Here is a 14,822-nt window from a genome sequence, read left to right as displayed (position 1 = left end):
ATGGAGAACTAATGAAGATTAACTTAGATACTCCTGCTGAAGAGGCTCGGATTGAACTGGTGCCTTTAATTGATGTGATATTTTGCATTCTGACGTTTTTTCTGCTGGCGGCTTTGCAACTGACTCGCCAGCAAGCGATTAATGTCGATTTGCCGAAGGCGAAGACGGGACAAACGCAGATGCGAGAGATGCTGATTGTCAGCATTGACGATTTGGGGCAAACTTATATAGACCAATTGCCTGTTAATTACCAACAGCTCGATCGAGTTTTAAAGAGTTTCCACACCACAAATCCTACGGGATTGACGGTTTTGTACGCCCCTCAAAATGCTAGATATGCCAAAGTCGTAGAGGTTTTAGACAAATTGCGAGAGGTAGGGGGCGATCGAGTTGCCCTGGCAACTCTTCCTAGTTCGGCTGCTTCCCCGCAGCCAAATCCGTCGTTTCCCAATTCTGGCATTCCTGCGGCACCTTCGGGCAATATCGGTCAACCGCTGCCGTCTCCTGTGGCTCCGGGGCAGCAGCAGTTCAATCCCAATCAGTTTCAATCCCCTCTGCCAGCTCCGGGGCAACAGCAGTTCAATCCCAATCAGTTTCAATCGCCTCTGCCAGCTCCACAGCAGCCTAACGACTCTGGCGCAAATCTGGGCATTCCTCCTGTTTCGCCTGCACCCACTGCTCCCAATTCCAGGCCTGGAGTCGCCACTCCACCGCAGAATGTCGGGCCCTCGAATTAGTCATTTAGTCTTATTGGTCATTGGTCATTAGTCATTAGTCATTAGTCATTGGTCATTAGTCATTGGTCATTAGTCATTAGTCATTTTAGCTGCTCGCGAAGTCGAATGCTAGTCATTAGTCATTGGTCATCAGGAAGAGGAAGAAAGAAGAAGGAAGAGGGCTATAACGGCTTCGCGATCGGGCAAAAAGAACGAAGAAGAAAAAAGAGATATAGCAGTTCTCACTCTCGATGAGGTATTGATCCCTCAATCCCTCAATCCCTCAATTCCTCAATCTCCCAATTCCCCAATCTCAAGTCTAAAACTTGTATGCTCGCGACTTGTCCGCTGGCGTAGCCGAAGCAAGCCGAAGTATCTAAAATCTAAAATCTCAACTCCTCGCCTTTTTGAGAAAGGCTATAAATAGAAATTCTCCCAATCTCCCCCTCTCCCAATCTCCCCCTCTCCCAATCTCCCCCTCTCCCCCTCTCCCAAACTCTCCCGGACAGAAGCTTCGCCCGATTTGGTATAAAGCGCTTCAATTATTTTGGTTCGTACTGAGCCTTTTTTCTCTTCGTAAGTAGATAGAGTTATATAGCGGTTCTCACAAAAGTGAGGATAGCCCTATGCCCTATGCCCTATGCCCTATGCCCTATGCCCTATGCCCTATGCCCTATCCCGGATAGTACCTCATACCAGAGCACAGAAAGGCTATATATGCCTGCAGAAGGAACTTTTGCAGGCATTTCGCGTTCTCTATTGCTAAGTTATTTCTTGGGATAGAGGGTAATTTTGTCAAACAATTGTTACCTTTTGTAATATATACTAAAATGAGATGAGCCCGGAGGGCATCCTGAAACCAACGGTCGATCGCTGAAAAAGTTACAAATTGGGTCGATCCAGGTTTTTACTTTCAAGTCACCTTTACTTACAGAGGAGTCTTTCACCATGAGCCAGCCAGCAGAATTGTCTTTGGAACAACAATTTAGCCTGTGTTCCTTCAAAACACAGGTAAGTGACATGAGTCGCGAACAAGCTCAGGAGTTTTTGGTCAAGCTTTACGAGCAAATGATGTTGCGGGAAACTATGTACCGTCATTTTCTCAAACACCATTGGGGTTTAGAACCTAACCCTGGTGTTGAGTAGCACAGTCGCAGTAGGCGACCTCCGTCTCTTACTCTGTTCCCTCAGATGGAAAGGAGTTGGGGGTGATGGGGCGTCACTCTTTGAGCAGAATGTAGAAACCGGGCCTATGCAGAAAGTATCTGCACAGACTCAAGGTCGATCGGGAAAATTTCACTGTTTATTTTTTGATTCCCATCAATTTGGGGAGTCGATCCGAGCAATCTATCGATCGACATTACACGATCGCGCAAAAATAATTGATTGCGTTTGGACTAGAAAAGTTGATGGTTAATAATCCAGCGTTAATGTTTTAACCCCTTCAAAAATTTAACCAATTAAATATATTTGTCTGTAGTTGCAGCGGATGAGGTTTGAGAACAATGGTGCTAGTCGGACATTTGAGCGCGACTTCCGACTAGCAAGACTTTGAATTTTCAAATCAAACACTAGAACTCGTAAATGCTGACTCTTTGATATACTAACCGCCTTTGCTTGTGCGGTGATGTTTGAAACGACCTTGGGTGATGCTACCGAACCGCAGTTTGACTCTCCCTCGATCTCCACAGGCGACTCGTGGCAATGCCGTATCCCGAATTTTTAGACAGTCTAGCAAAAAGCCGTCCTCAAAGGACGGGGTTTTAGCCCCAATTTTTCGATCGAGAGTTATTCCGGCTGACGTTCCAGAGTCGCCTCCATCGTACTGGTCAAATAATGACCAGACATGAGGCCGCTAGATTGATAGTAGCGATTGTCATCAACGCGGTGAAGGGTATCAAAGCCCGTCCGCCGCTGGCGTTCGTCTCCCAGTACCCAGTAACGCTGGACGATCGACTGGGGAGCAATCCAACCTTCGCCCTCGACGCGGCCGAGTTCGCTGTGTTGGAGTACAAAAGTGTACTGCCGTTCATCGCTGTTGAGGTGTCCTCGGTAATTCAAAATAATCTCTTCACGATCGCCTCCAGGAAAAATGAGCTTCGTCACCATATTGAACCAATCTGTTCGGTTCCAGCTCACTAAAGTTTTGCCTTTAACCGTAATTGGCACGCCATTGCGCTCAATCCAACTTCCTTCGAGCGTCCATTGGCCAGATTCCATTAAAAACGTGTGAGCCACAGTGCTGTTCCTATGCTTTTCCTGCTGGCTACAATACGGGTGCAACAACGCACAGCCGTTGTCGCTCAGACTATATGCTATCACGCCCAACCGTGCCAACAAGAGTTAATTTCCCCTAAAAGTACCGGTGCCCGGGCACCAGTCACTTGAGGCAGATTGCCGGGAATGCCCCGAACCCGCCATGCGGCTAAAACCGCGAAAGCGATCGCCTCTTTAAAATCTACACTCAAGCCTGCCTCAGAAGTAGTCAACACTTGGACTGGATGCAATTGAGATTGCAATCGGCGTTTTAAGTAGAGATTGTGGCTACCGCCCCCGCACAGTAAAACTCGATCGGGCATTGCCGGCAAAAAAGTTTGGTAACTGCGAACGATCGAAGCCACAGTAAGTTCTGTCAAAGTAGCTAGCACATCAGCAGGACTGAGATTGTAAGCGGATGCCTCTAGCAAACAACAGTTAAAATAGTCTACACCAAATAACTCTCGCCCTGTAGATTTAGGCGGTGCTTGGGTGAAAAAATCTTGCTGCAGCCAATCCTCGACTAAAGCTTGACAGGGAGTGCCGGTTGCCGCCCACTCTCCACCTGAGTCGATCTTCAAAGAGCCCCCAGAAAAGTGTACCGCTGCCAAGTCTAACAGCGAATTTGCAGGCCCTGTATCCCAACCCAAGATACCATCTCCCAGATCGGAAACTTCCGACTCGTGGTTGTTTTCCCTCTTTTCCCTGGCTGGGAGATAGGCAACATTGCCAATTCCCCCCAAATTTTGGATGCAGAGACTGCGGTTGGGTTCTGCCAGCAGGCACGCATCAACAATGGGGACTAAGGGTGCTCCTTGACCCCCTGCTGCAATGTCTGCCGATCGAAAATTGCTCACAGTAGTAATGCCTGTCAATTCGGCAATTAGCGCGCCCCGCCCGAGTTGCAAGCTGTAGCCCATGAACCCATCTGCAAGATTGTTCTCTCCCGTCTCTGGCGGTCGGTGGTAGACGGTTTGACCGTGAGAGCCAATTAATTCTGCATTATCATGTCCCGCTTGAATTGTCAAGGCTGCGCTGGCAAATTGTCGAGCAATGGCATCATCTAATTGGGCGAGTTCAGCCATTGACAAAGCCGATCCACTGCAAACCGAGAGAATTTGCGATCGCAAATTAGCAGGATAAGGGAAAGTTTGACCTGCCACCAACTTTACTTTTAAGTCTGTTTGGGAACCGACCACATCCACCAAAGCAGCATCAATACCATCAACTGACGTGCCGCTGATCAAACCTATAACGCGAACCATTCGATTTTAGATTTTAGATTTTAGATTTTTACATAGTCTGGGACGCACTCCCGACAAAGAAACGGGGTTTTTTACGCGGATTGCGGATTATGGTTAAGGATTTTCGTCCATCAAAACGAGTTTCTGTCCCCCGGTGCGTGCAGGAGGTTGAGATTTTTATATAGTGGCGTGCGCGAGGGCGCGAGGGTGCGAGGATATTATTTGAGGTCGATCGTCACGATCACCACAGTAATATTATCGCGTCCCCCTTTATCCTTAGCTGCTTCAATCAAAGCAGTTGCAGCAACCTCGCCGGCGCGAATCGACTTCAGAGGCGAAGCAATCAAAGGATCGGAAAGCTCTTCAGTCAAGCCGTCACTGCAAAGCAGCAAACGATCCCCTGGCTTTACATCCACCGGCAGAATATCTATCTCCTGCAAATCATCGCGGCCCAAACACTGGGACAAAACGTGACGCCAAGGATGGTGTCGAGCCTGATCCGGAGTCAAGGCCTTTCTTTTGACAGCCTGAGCCACCCAAGTCTGGTCTTCAGTAATCTGCTCCAAGCGAGGCCCGTGCAGCCGGTACAAGCGAGAGTCCCCGATATTAGCGCACCAAGGCCTGCCCTCATCCCTAAAGATCAAAACCACAGCCGTAGTCCCCATATCACCACGTTCGGGATGTTCTAGCTGATCCGTCAAAATTGCTTGATTGGCGATTAAAAAAGCCTTTTCCAACAAATGCACAGAATCCTCGGGCCCTTCCCAATGTTCGAGCAAATAAGATTGAATGGCCCCAGTCGCTATCCGGCTGGCTTCTTGGCCTCCGGCGTGTCCTCCCATTCCGTCTGCCACTATGAAAAATCGCCCGTCAGGATCTATGTAGTACGAATCCTGATTTACGGAACGAACTAGCCCTGTGTCTGTCTTACCTGCGAAAGAGCGTTTCATCAGAAAAATGGGTTGGAAACCCCGTCCTTCTAGGACGGCTTTACAATTTAATTTGCACGGAGCGCCACGAGTTGTAGGACAAAAACTTACAATCTGCGGGCGATGCGTTTTGAGTGAGACGCTTGCCAGTTTTTAAATCGTGCAAGCTAATTGTTTTCCGGTACTGGCCTTTTTTTGTTGGCGACTCTTGCCAGCCTCCAACGTAACAAAAACCGTATTTAGGGTGTTTAACAATTGAACCGCGCTTAAACCCGACACTAATTGTACCACCGTATCTAGATCGGACATGGCCGGTAGAATATTGCAAGCGATGGAGTTGTCTGCGATGAAATTCAAGGGGGATAATCTCAATTAGCGATGAGTTGTCGGGTTGAATGTGTCCTCCCACGTACCAATTAGCCAACACCCAAGAATCAACACAATGTGCTTCAAACTTTTTTGATAGCTTCTGTTTAGATTTTTTGAGTCCTAATTTTTGACGCAGTTCATAAGTGTCGTTTCCCGATCTAATCTCAAGATGGGCAATCTTTATAAGTAGGTCGTAAAACCAGTGTTTACCCACTTCCAAAGGACTAAACGATACGTTCCACTTACGTCCGTTTTTCCACGTTCGCGCTTTGATGTCCTCCACAACAAATGTTGATATCGGAAACATCAACGTTAGCCAGTTAACTATTCTCAACTTCCACTGCCACCGCGCTTTAGTTGATGGAGGAATACGGTTTTTATTGACTAGCCGATTAGCTCGATTTTGACGGCATGGAGTATTACGAAAGCGTCTTGCCCGTCGCATATTGCGCCTTACTTCAACGCGGTCTTTCACCCAGTCAACAGCATGAGTTTGAATGTTTAAGTAAGTATGCGATTTGGATTTAACGGTAAATTTTTCGCGCTTGCTACCCGGATCGAGGCCTACCGCAATGGGTTGATAATTGTGGCTTGAAGGTTCTATATTCAATCGAACACAAAATACACCCGAATTCCAGAATGGTGTTGCCTTACCCGACTTAATCCAGCGCTTTGCGCGACTTGGGGTAGTCGGCATTAACGGTCTATTTTCACTGTTTACAACGGGTACAAACATTTACGGTAAGTCCTATTTCTAGGTATATATTTCCCTTCGCCACTGACTGCCAAAGTGGTTAAGAACTAGGGAGGCATTCTTAACGTTTGGTGAAATACCACTCTCAGGCAGTTCAGTTGGTCTTTTAAAGACGCAGGCTAGACACTGTTTTGGTCTTGAATTTGGAGGGTGGTGAGCCTTCCTCTTTCAAGCCCCATGCCTTCAGGCTGGGGTTTATGACCGAACTTAAAAGCTTGATTTAACTGGTGCAATTTTTGATGACAAAACTTAAATCGCGAACAAAACTTAAAATTGCTGCTGCCCGCGATCGCCCGTTTTTAAAAAAATGCACTTCCTTGACCCCATATTGTAGATCGTCTGGTGCTAATCGCGTCTTAAATTTTCCGGTAAATTTGAGAAATATTTCAGCCAAAACATAACATCCGAACATCCGAGGCTAAGTTTTGGCTGGTGAGAAATCTCAAACCAGAAATTTCCGATTTCAAATTGCGCGCTATTGTGACATTCTATCGGCGCGATCGATCCGCTTGAACAAACGCAGCAGAGCCAACCCCGTACCAGCAGCAAGCACAGCCACAGCGACAGCAGCCCAAACTTGATTGCTGACAAACAAAATTGTCGCCGACAAAGTAAAAGCACTCATCATCAAAGTATAATTCGTGCTCATTTGAACGCTGGTCATGCGGCGGAGCAATCGCTCTGTTTCGGCAGAACGGACGCGAATCCGTAAATCTCCCTGTTCTAGTTTATCAATAGTCTCCTCAATCCGGCGGGGCAAGCCCAAGGCAGTCGAGCTCACCTGAGCCGCCTGACGGCCGATTTCGTTAAAAATGCTGCTACTTGCATCAGAACCATTTCCATTAGTCATAAGCTGCATGGCAAAAGGTTGTGCCACCTCCATAAAGTTGAACTCTGGATCTAAACCCCTGCCTACCCCTTCGATGGTAGAAAAAGCTCGCATTACAAAAGTAAAGGTAGCTGGGAACCGAAAAGGTTGGTTGTAGGCAATATCGTAAAGGTCGTCAGTAATCGCGCTCACGGACTGATTTTCAAAAGGCTTGTCCATGAAGTTATCCAGCATATACTGAATGCTGCGGCGCACCGGACTCATATCACCCGTAGGAACCAAAGCGCCCAAATTGATCAGAGAATCCATAATCCGCTGTCCATCCTTGGAAGCAATGCCGTAGAGAGTCTCCATGAGTCCTTCGCGGACATTCGACTGAATTTGCCCCATCATCCCAAAATCGTAGAAAATCAGAACTCCGTCAGCACTAACAGCGATATTGCCGGGGTGTGGGTCAGCGTGGAAAAAGCCATCATTGAGCAACTGCCGCAAATAAGCTTTCGCGCCCAACTGAGCGATTAATTTGCGATCGATACCTGCAGCTTCTAGAGCTTCGTAGTGGCTGATTTTAATCCCCGGCAGGTATTCCAAAGTCAGCACTCGGGGGGCGGCGTACCGCCAATAAACCCGTGGCACCAGCACCCAGTCACAGGTGCTAAAATTGCGGCGAAAAGTATCAGCATTGCGGCCTTCATGGAGATAGTCAATTTCCAGCCAGAGAATGCGACAGCACTCCTCATAAATCCCTATCCAATCTCGGCCTTGGCCCCACTTAGGATGATTTTGAAAGTAACGAGCAATTCCCTTAAGAATTTGCAAATCTATTTCAAAGAGCTTTCGCAGTCCTGGCCGCTGCACCTTGACTACAACTTCCTGGCCAGAGTGAAGTTGAGCTTTGTGTACCTGACCCAAACTCGCAGCGGCCAGGGGCACGGGGTCAAAGCTGCGGTAGAGTTCTTGAACTGTTTTGCCCAAATCTTGCTCGACAATTGCCTCTAACTTTTCGTAGCTAAAAGCAGGCACTTTATCTTGCAGTTTAGAGAGTTCTTCGACAAACTCTGCGGGGAACAAGTCGGCGCGGGTGGAAAATAATTGGCCTACTTTAATGAAAGTGGGGCCCAAATCCAATAGTGTTTCTCGAACCCAGATTGCTTGAAAGCGCCGTCTGGCAACTTTTTTTTCTTCTGTGACGCCTCCCCAGTAGCTCCAGTTTTTGCTGTCGAACCACAGCGAAGCCAGCCAGAGCAGGACAAAGGCCCAAATGTCGAAGAAGCGTCGCTGCCGGGAGTATTTTTCGCGATTCCAGCGATAAGCTTTACTTTTGTAGGATTTAGCAGCAGTTTTTGGCTCATCGGCCTCGCCAGTGCGCTTGGGGGGGCGCTGGCGATCAACAGAGTCATTAAGGAGAGCAGACACTTGGGTTCCCAAATTGCTTATTTTATGTTGTTGCTTTGATGGCAGGTTGGAGCGCAGGAGCGCGTTGTCTTGCGCTCGCGCGGTTGTAAATAGTAGTTCGATCGCCCTTTTTTAAGGCAAACTGCTGCGGTAGCGCTGCAATTGCGATCGCACCAAAGCAACTTCGGCGCGCAGCTCGTCAATAGTCACTTGCAGCTCAGCAGGATGGATGTCTTGAATGGTAGTGCTGGTGGTTGCATTACCGGTTCTGGTTTGCATCGCTTCCTCGGCCGATCGATTAGCGCGTTCCACAACTCGATCTGTAAATTGGCGCAGACGTTCTCTTTGTTCCGCGTCAAATTTACCTAGTTGAGAAAAAGCGTTCGTTGCCACGCTTTCTAATTGCTCGTATAGTGCTTCAGCAACTGCTCTGCCTACAAAAAAAGCATGAACTGGGGGTTTACTCATAAAAAAATCTCTGTACGCTTCCGCAACAAATTATAACTTGCTTATCCTCGATGGTGCTTCCAAACAAAGGAAGATTGTGGAAATTGATGCAGGACAATATCTCTGCCTGGAAACAAACAAATTTTTTCGAGCGGGCGATCGACTGACACTCCAGTCATCCGGGATGCGACCTCTACCATCGATTTGATTTTCAGAACCGTTGTTGCTAACTACTTTTTCAACCGAGTAGATGTGGCAGCCGCAACAGGAAACATCACATAACTTGTGCGCCCGTGCCTATATCTTAACATAATTCCTAAAAAATATCAAAGGTTTATACATTTTTTTTCTAGAGGCATTTCGATCGCAGGTGGCATAGGAAATATGCAGTCGAGTCAAGTCGAGGTTGTGGGGATTAGCAAATTCCGAAAGCAGGTTTTGCGGTTTGGTGCTTTGCCTCCAAAGGCGTTATTTTCAAGAAACAATCCATCGATATTTACTGATTCATCAAAGCAAGTAGTCGCCCGCAACTTTAACCAACAAAAATAATACACCTGTGGCACTCACAAACAATCTAAAATTATCTGCGTTTATCCGCATTGCATCTGCCTTGAATCTGCGGTTTATGTATTAAAAGCGAGGACTTATGCAGCTCAAGTCTCAGACTAATTTGTCGTAGGTTCTGGTAAAGGCAAAGGGGTTTCTGTCACAGGGGGAGGCGAGTAAGGAGCGATCGAACTATCGGAATTCGTATCATTTTGGCTGGGTATTGGCGGTGTTGGCGACGCTACTGATGGCGGCGACACAATTTCAGGACTCGGCACCGCAGGCGGGGTGGGTGCGGGAGGTGAGTAGCTGGGAGGTTCCGGCGGTAGGGGCGCAACTTCCGGTATCGGTGCGGCCGCTGGTTGCGGTGTTGGCTCGATTTGGGTTTGAGCCTCGGGAATTGGGGGTTCCGAAGGCGGCGCTTCGGGTTCGGGCGTGGGGGATATTGAAGGCTCTGGTTCGGGTTCTGGGGCGGGAGTTTCGGGGCTTGGCAACTCTGAAGGTGGGGTGCTAACTGCTTCGGGTTCGATCGGTTCGGGAAGGTTGCTGCTGTCTGAGGTGGGTTTGGGGCGCTTGTTAAGTTCGATGGGGTAGAGAGGGCTGCTTTCGACAGATGGCTGTGCGAACATCGGCCCTGATGAATTGCGGGATTTGAGCAAATCTTCGAGAGATGGGAAGGATTGAGCTGTGGATCGGGCGCTGCTGAGACTGGTGCTGTTGTAGCGCCATGCTAGGTCAAAACCCATCCAGCCTGCAATGACAGCCGTTATGACAAACGCCAGTAAAGTCAATGAAGGCGGGGGAGGTGCGGGCAATTTCAGGCTTTGCTTGTCTTTTTTTTCTGCTGGTACTCTTTCTGTGTCTTGCAGCATGGTAAGCCAATTTTCCACTGTCTGGGGGCGCTTTTGGGGGTCGGTTTCGAGTCCCTGAAGGATTGCTCGCTCGATGGCGGGGCTGAGGTTGGGCACAAATTGCCGCAAAGAAGCTAGGGGAATTCGATCGCGCAGGGGGGCTGCTACGGGCGGCACGCCGGAGAGCAAGTAGTAAAAGGTGGCGGCGATCGCGTAAATGTCTGTGGCCGGTGTACATTTACCGTCATAGAGGTATTGTTCGATCGGCGCGTACCCAGGGGATAGCAAGTTAATCTGAGCGTATTTAGTGCCGGCGATAAAATCGCGAGCAATACCGAAATCTATCAACATTACGACGTGAGAATCGGCTCGCCGGATCAAATTTTCGGGTTTGATGTCTCGGTGCAGCAATCCGCTGTGGTGAACTGTACTTACGGCTGAGGCTATTTGACGAATATAATGCAGCGCCTGGTCTTCTGGCAGCGGTTGACCGGCTTCGACGATGTGGGCGAGAGTTTTGCCGGGAATGTAGTCCATTGCGATAAAAGACTGTCCGGCTTCTTCAAAAAAGTCGATTGCTCTGACGATGTTGGAATGCTGACATCTGGACAGGCGTCGGGCTTCGGCAATAAACTGCTGTTGAAATTGGGCTGATGCTGGGTGTTGGCGCAGACTTTCGTTGAGGGTTTTGAGTACAACGGTTTGGTTTAAATGGGTATGGATAGCTCGGTAAGTGATGCCGAACCCTCCTATGCCTAAAGTCGCGTTGACTCTGTATTTGCCTTGTTGCAGGACTGTTGCTGGCGCTAAGTTCATCTTTTGTTGATGCCGTTTCCCAAACTATGCTACCGCTTTTGGGGGATTTCGCAGAGTTTAGGTCGCAGGGGGGCGATCGATCTGCGCCGTTGTTGTAGCTTGAACTCTGCAACCTCTTGAAATCTTTGCATCCCCACGTCATTCTATAGCGGTTCTCACAAAAGTGAGGTATGCCCGGTTTGGCCTATGCCCGGTTTGGCCTATGCCCGGTTTGGCCTATCCCCACGAGAGTACCTTATATGAGAGCACAGAAAGGCTATATCTGTAGTAGGTATTGCGAAACTTAAGGCCCCAGCTTGCCAATAAAAATCCCGCTCTTGTGGAACGGGAAAGCCATCAGGGTGCATCTATTATTTATTAATATAGTTGATGAGGGGTCTCACCCCCTTTTATTTTAACAAATCTTTATAATCAGGAAATTTCTGTAAAGATTTAGGTTGTTATTTTAATTGTGATCAATATTATGGTAATAAAAATTGCTGAATCTCGATTTTAAACTTAAAAAAATAAAAAAGGATCAACTCACTAAAGTTGGAAACAAAGACATTAGAGATGATATGATGTGACCCATGATTCCAGCCTAATCGGGGAAACACCTAAATTCATCTTGGTTAATGGAATAAAGCAGGGATTGTGAGAGCGATGGTTTGTCAGAAACTCGTTAAGTTAGCAGTTAGTCCACCTTAAGAGCGGTGTAGGTTGATGGTGTCTGTGGTGAACCCACGCAGTAGAGGCGTGTGGCATCTGATAGGCATTTTTCAGAAAGTAATTCAACACAATCCAATATTTGCTAGTAGGTAACGTTCACAGGCCGTGAGCGTGGATCTATTTTTTCGGTCGATCGCTAATCAAGGAGAAACTTTTGAATATTCAAGTCCTAAAACGGGAATGGTTCTCAAATGTGAGAGCTGATATTTTGGCAGGAACAGTGGTCGCTTTGGCACTAATTCCAGAGGCGATCGCCTTTTCAATTATTGCTGGTGTCGATCCCAAAATAGGACTGTATGCCTCATTTATCATTGCCATGACGACGGCAATCTTCGGTGGACGACCGGGCTTAATTTCAGCAGCCACAGGTGCAATGGCATTGTTAATGATCCAGTTGGTGAAGGATCACGGCTTGGAGTATTTGTTCGCAGCTACTCTTTTGACTGGAGTGTTGCAAATTCTGTTTGGGGTACTGAAATTGGGGCGACAGATGAAGTACGTGCCCCGTGCAGTAATGGTTGGATTTGTCAATGCCCTAGCGATTTTGATTTTCATGGCGCAGTTGCCGCAATTAACTAACGTACCTGTGACGGTATATGTGATTACAGCACTCTCCCTGGCAATTATCTATATCCTGCCTCGCTTTACGAAAGCGGTGCCTTCGTCATTGGTGGCAATTGTGGTGATGACTGTTGCTGCGATCGCCCTTAAACTCAAGGTTCCCACTGTGGGCGATATGGGGGAATTGCCCAGTGCTTTGCCCTTTTTTGCTCTACCAAAAGTGCCATTAAATCTGGAAACCTTGGAGATTATCTTTCCCTACGCCTTGACACTGGCGATCGTCGGTTTGTTGGAATCACTGCTGACGGCTTCACTGCTGGATGAACTCACCGACACACCAAGCGATAAAAACCAGGAAGCTAAGGGTCAAGGCATTGCCAATATCATCACTGGGTTCTTTGGCGGGATGGCAGGGTGCGCCATGATTGGGCAATCGGTGATTAATATTCAGTCTGGTGGACGGGGAAGACTCTCAACCTTTGTTGCGGGTGTTTTTCTGCTATTTTTCATTCTTGTCTTGGGAACTTGGGTCAAGCAAATGCCGATGGCCGTCTTGGTTGCTGTGATGATTATGGTGTCGATCGGGACATTTAGCTGGGCATCAATTAAGAATATTTCCCGCACGCCTCGGAGTGAAACCGCCGTGATGATTACAACTGTTTTGATCACGGTGTTAACTCATAACTTAGCCCTTGGCGTGATCGCGGGAATTGTGATGAGCACGGTGTTCTTTTCTCGCAAGATTGCTAAGTTGGTGTTTGTGGATAAAACGCTCAGTGCTGATGGCAGCCATCGCACTTATAACGTCGCTGGGCAGATTTTCTTTGTGTCGGTACATGATTTTTTAGAGGCGTTTGATTTCCAAGAAGTGGTCGATCGCGTCACGCTCGATCTTAGGCACGCTCACCTATGGGATCAAGGGGCAGTTGTGGCGATCGATCGAGTAGTGATTAAATTCCGCCGTAATGGTGCAGAGGTTGATCTGATTGGGTTGAATGAAGCAAGTGCCACATTGATCGATCGATTGGCAATACACAACAGCCCCGATGCGGTGAAAGAAATGTCAGGACATTAAAATCAATCGCTTAAATAGGTCGGCGCTGTCAAATGCAACTATGTAAACAAACGATCGTCAAGTATCAAAATACCAAGAAAGCATGACTAGGAGACGCTGTTTACATACAATTACATAGTTCAGTTTAATCCCGCCGACCTACTTATGTCACAGAGCCAGACATCAGCCTACTATTGCAGATGCTGGAATCGATCGCATCCAGTGAGTGTCTTCTCAATCGAGTCCACTTTAATAGACTTGAGTTGCATAAATATTCGATCGAACTGTTAACCGCAGATTTTAAGTGGATCAACACTTATGGACGCAGATCATTCAATCATTAAAATTGAGTGCAACTCAAGTTTAATCTTTTTTGCCATGCTGCGGCAAATGGTGCAGCAGATACCACAGCACGGCTAAATTTCCAAGAAATACCGATAACTTAAGTACGGTGAAGCCCTGAGATAACTCATATATTTCTGGCGGAATACTGATTCCTACCAGCACTAATACTAAGATTGTTCCCCAATCTTTTTCGTACCACAATCCCACCACTTCAAACACCGTTAAAATTGCATAAACTCCGGCAGCCAGTCCACTAAAAAGTAAAGTTTTAGATTTGACAAGAAGAATTTTATCTAGAAAAATTTCAACTATCTTCAAATTTGTTTCTAAAAAATAAGATTCCGAGAAATCCTCCAAAAATTGATGGTTTTTTAGGGCAAAAAGCAAAGCTATTGAAGTTAATATCAAGAAAGAGGCGACAAAAGTTTTGTAAACGATAATTGCCATTAAAGCAGGAGGACGCTGTTTTTTTAGGTACATTTTTGAAATATCAATAATTTGTGTTCTGCTTGTGCAGGAAGAAGTTCATCCACAAACATTCTACGATATTTAACTGATTTAACCTATCAAAATTCCGCAGGGTGCGCCATAAATCACTTAGTCAATTACACTTATAAACCCTAGCGAGGGCAAAAAATCTGCTTTTTCATCAACTATCTCTCGCAGGAGCAATAATTATCCCAGCCACCGTTTTTTTCCGTAAGTTCTAAATTAGGCTTGAGTTGGATAAATATTTGATTGATGGGTTAGCTGCATATTTTAAGCAGATTAACACTGACGAACGCAGATAATATCATTTCCGGTCTACTATCGTAACAAAAAAGGTTCGTAGTGTGGACTTTAGTCCGCACTACGAACTCATCCAAGGGGAACGCATCTTATCGGCAATTCTATAATTTTCTTTAATCATTCGTGTTGGGTTCGCCCGTAACTTTTGATATCCACCCATGTATTAGCACGGCAAATCACTGCACAAATTGAGTTCTTGATAATATAGCCTTT

Annotated in this window: 11 protein-coding genes; 3 read left to right on the top strand and 8 right to left on the bottom strand. The window is 47.0% G+C overall.

Annotation, left to right across the window (positions count from 1 at the left end; genetic code table 11):
- The first annotated feature begins 11 nt into the window (after positions 1 to 11).
- Together QT998_RS22315 and QT998_RS22310 are read left to right on the top strand one after the other, a co-directional pair.
- Entirely contained in the window at positions 12 to 737 is a 726-nt protein-coding gene (locus QT998_RS22315; RefSeq protein WP_333117885.1) for an ExbD/TolR family protein, read from the top strand.
- Between the two features lie 927 nt (positions 738 to 1,664).
- Positions 1,665 to 1,862 carry an NblA/ycf18 family protein gene (locus tag QT998_RS22310; RefSeq protein WP_006635253.1) on the top strand — a complete coding sequence of 66 codons (198 nt, stop codon included), beginning with the start codon at positions 1,665 to 1,667 and terminating at the stop codon, positions 1,860 to 1,862.
- A gap of 642 nt (positions 1,863 to 2,504) precedes the next feature.
- On the opposite strand, the gene QT998_RS22305 is transcribed toward QT998_RS22310, so the two are convergent.
- The 7 genes from QT998_RS22305 to QT998_RS22275 form a co-directional block, all read right to left on the bottom strand.
- A complete protein-coding gene (locus tag QT998_RS22305; RefSeq protein WP_228042303.1) occupies positions 2,505 to 2,936 on the bottom strand; it encodes a hypothetical protein in 432 nt (143 codons plus the stop codon).
- A 98-nt stretch (positions 2,937 to 3,034) separates the two neighbouring features.
- Positions 3,035 to 4,237, bottom strand: coding sequence for an anhydro-N-acetylmuramic acid kinase (locus QT998_RS22300; protein ID WP_333117883.1), 1,203 nt, complete (start codon positions 4,235 to 4,237; stop codon positions 3,035 to 3,037).
- A 197-nt stretch (positions 4,238 to 4,434) separates the two neighbouring features.
- Positions 4,435 to 5,166 (bottom strand): PP2C family protein-serine/threonine phosphatase, encoded by a 732-nt coding sequence (locus QT998_RS22295; protein WP_194069322.1) that lies wholly within the window; start codon positions 5,164 to 5,166, stop codon positions 4,435 to 4,437.
- 40 nt (positions 5,167 to 5,206) lie between these two features.
- The gene (locus QT998_RS22290) at positions 5,207 to 6,250 is read right to left on the bottom strand and encodes an RRXRR domain-containing protein (RefSeq protein ID WP_333117881.1); all 1,044 of its coding nucleotides are present in this window, start codon (positions 6,248 to 6,250) and stop codon (positions 5,207 to 5,209) included.
- A 493-nt stretch (positions 6,251 to 6,743) separates the two neighbouring features.
- Positions 6,744 to 8,513, bottom strand: a complete 1,770-nt coding sequence (locus QT998_RS22285) for an ABC1 kinase family protein (RefSeq protein ID WP_194069323.1) — start codon at positions 8,511 to 8,513, stop codon at positions 6,744 to 6,746.
- Positions 8,514 to 8,624: 111 nt separating this feature from the next.
- Positions 8,625 to 8,960, bottom strand: coding sequence for a DUF6825 family protein (locus tag QT998_RS22280; RefSeq protein ID WP_333093314.1), 336 nt, complete (start codon positions 8,958 to 8,960; stop codon positions 8,625 to 8,627).
- A 644-nt stretch (positions 8,961 to 9,604) separates the two neighbouring features.
- Complete coding sequence (locus QT998_RS22275) at positions 9,605 to 11,152, bottom strand: serine/threonine protein kinase (RefSeq protein ID WP_333117880.1); 1,548 nt, start codon at positions 11,150 to 11,152, stop codon at positions 9,605 to 9,607.
- A gap of 862 nt (positions 11,153 to 12,014) precedes the next feature.
- On the opposite strand from QT998_RS22275, the gene QT998_RS22270 reads away from it, so the two are divergent.
- Complete coding sequence (locus tag QT998_RS22270; RefSeq protein WP_333117878.1) at positions 12,015 to 13,496, top strand: SulP family inorganic anion transporter; 1,482 nt, start codon at positions 12,015 to 12,017, stop codon at positions 13,494 to 13,496.
- 342 nt (positions 13,497 to 13,838) lie between these two features.
- On the opposite strand, the gene QT998_RS22265 is transcribed toward QT998_RS22270, so the two are convergent.
- Positions 13,839 to 14,300, bottom strand: coding sequence for a DUF2127 domain-containing protein (locus QT998_RS22265; protein ID WP_333117876.1), 462 nt, complete (start codon positions 14,298 to 14,300; stop codon positions 13,839 to 13,841).
- Positions 14,301 to 14,822 lie beyond the last annotated feature (522 nt).

The organism is Microcoleus sp. S1D4 (genome assembly GCF_036700765.1).
Classification (GTDB): Bacteria; Cyanobacteriota; Cyanobacteriia; order Cyanobacteriales; family Microcoleaceae; genus Microcoleus.
The sequence above is the reverse complement of the archived record's forward strand: the minus strand, read 5'-3'. Positions and strand labels throughout refer to the sequence as shown.

What these genes read in the sequence shown, in the direction of transcription:
- QT998_RS22310 (WP_006635253.1), top strand. Translation starts at nt 1,665, where the DNA reads ATGAGCCAGCCAGCAGAATTGTCTTTGGAACAACAATTTAGCCTGTGT.
- QT998_RS22300 (WP_333117883.1), bottom strand. Translation starts at nt 4,237, where the DNA reads ATGGTTCGCGTTATAGGTTTGATCAGCGGCACGTCAGTTGATGGTATT.
- QT998_RS22265 (WP_333117876.1), bottom strand. Translation starts at nt 14,300, where the DNA reads ATGTACCTAAAAAAACAGCGTCCTCCTGCTTTAATGGCAATTATCGTT.
- QT998_RS22280 (WP_333093314.1), bottom strand. Translation starts at nt 8,960, where the DNA reads ATGAGTAAACCCCCAGTTCATGCTTTTTTTGTAGGCAGAGCAGTTGCT.
- QT998_RS22275 (WP_333117880.1), bottom strand. Translation starts at nt 11,152, where the DNA reads ATGAACTTAGCGCCAGCAACAGTCCTGCAACAAGGCAAATACAGAGTC.
- QT998_RS22295 (WP_194069322.1), bottom strand. Translation starts at nt 5,166, where the DNA reads ATGAAACGCTCTTTCGCAGGTAAGACAGACACAGGGCTAGTTCGTTCC.
- QT998_RS22290 (WP_333117881.1), bottom strand. Translation starts at nt 6,250, where the DNA reads ATGTTTGTACCCGTTGTAAACAGTGAAAATAGACCGTTAATGCCGACT.
- QT998_RS22315 (WP_333117885.1), top strand. Translation starts at nt 12, where the DNA reads ATGAAGATTAACTTAGATACTCCTGCTGAAGAGGCTCGGATTGAACTG.
- QT998_RS22305 (WP_228042303.1), bottom strand. Translation starts at nt 2,936, where the DNA reads ATGGAATCTGGCCAATGGACGCTCGAAGGAAGTTGGATTGAGCGCAAT.